A 588-nucleotide genomic window follows, 5' to 3' on the forward strand; every position below is an offset into this window, starting at 1 on the left:
TCCTGACTGATGGCTGCCGCTACCGAACTGTCGTCGGCCGTACCGAAATTACGCCGCACAATGGAGTTGAACAAAACGGGGATGGCTCCCTTGGCACGTGCCTCGGTAACGAAGCGTTTCAGGTTGGCATCGAACGAACCGCCACCGGCATCGGTATGTCGTTTGGGATCGGTCTTCTCGTCGTTGTGGCCGAACTGGATAAAGACGTAATCGCCCTTCTTCAGCAGCGAAAGCACCTTGTCCCACCGGCCTTCGTCGATGAAACTCTTGGTGCTGCGTCCGTTCACGGCATGATTGTCCACCCGTATCTCTTCGGACAGGAATCCGGGCAACATCTGTCCCCATCCTCTTTCGGGGTTGCCGCCGGTCAGGTCCTTGTCCGCCATGGTCGAGTCGCCAATCATGAAAATGGTGATTGCTGGTTTGTCGGCCTTGAACGCCGTAAAGACCAGAAACAAGGCCAGCGGCAGAATCAGTTTGTTTTTCATATTATTCTTTTTTTACAGTTTCTTGGTTCATACCTATTTGGCAGAGGGCGTTTTCAGCCCTCACCTGTATCCCGTTTCTGGGACACTTGCACGGCTCGCG

Annotated in this window: 1 protein-coding gene; it reads right to left on the bottom strand. The window is 54.1% G+C overall.

Annotated elements, in window-relative coordinates; translation table 11 throughout:
- The coding region (locus tag QVP67_RS10335; RefSeq protein ID WP_288180115.1) for a rhamnogalacturonan acetylesterase at positions 1-488 on the bottom strand (488 nt) is incomplete at its 3' end.
- Positions 489-588 lie beyond the last annotated feature (100 nt).

The sequence above is a fragment of the Bacteroides sp. CAG:633 genome (assembly GCF_000435115.1).
In the GTDB taxonomy this organism is placed as follows: domain Bacteria; phylum Bacteroidota; class Bacteroidia; order Bacteroidales; family Bacteroidaceae; genus Bacteroides; species Bacteroides ndongoniae.